The organism is Streptomyces sp. MS19, assembly GCF_047200595.1.
Lineage (GTDB): Bacteria > Actinomycetota > Actinomycetes > Streptomycetales > Streptomycetaceae > Streptomyces.
Map to the genome: position 1 here is coordinate 1 of NZ_JBJZOH010000101.1, position 584 is coordinate 584.

The 584-nt window shown below is 72.3% G+C and carries 1 pseudogene; it reads right to left on the reverse strand.

Annotated features, from left to right (window positions below):
* Nucleotides 1-173: 173 nt before the first annotated feature.
* A pseudogene (locus ACL02R_RS30055) lies at nucleotides 174-584 on the reverse strand (hypothetical protein); the annotation flags it as partial.

Genomic DNA, 584 nt, shown 5'->3' on the forward strand with positions numbered 1-584 from the left:
GCCAGCCGGCGATGGCGTCCCCCGCCGAGTTGGCGACGCCGCGCCGGGTGTTGTCGAGCTGGATCAGCACCTCGTCCATCGTGGTGGTGAGAGTGGTGATGCTCTCCTCACTGACGACGACGTCCTGGCCGGCGCCTGCGGCATCCGTCATGTCGAACCCCTCCTCTTGTCGGTCACTTGCTGCGGACATCGGCGGCAGCTCGCCGCCGTAGTACGGCGGCGGTGGTGACACCGCCGACCAGGACGGCGCCGGCGAGGCCGAACAGCACGACCGGCCCCGACCCTCCCCCGCCGTCCGAAGCCTGTTCGAAGATCCGGGGCAGGGCGTCCGCGTCCTCGCGGGTCTGGTCCTCCGGCTCCTCACCGGCGGCGCCGCCCTCGTTCTCGCCGCTCCCCTCGGCGTCGTCCTCCGGCGCGGTGGGCTCCGCGCTGGGGGGCGGGTCGAGGGACCGTTCGTACTGGGCGAACAACGGGTTGACGTCGGGATCGCCCGGGTCGCCCTCGCCGTCGAGGATCACCCGGTCCGGGCGGATCATCCCGTGGCCGGTGTAGTCGTCCCTGATCTGGTCATCGGTCCGCACGGC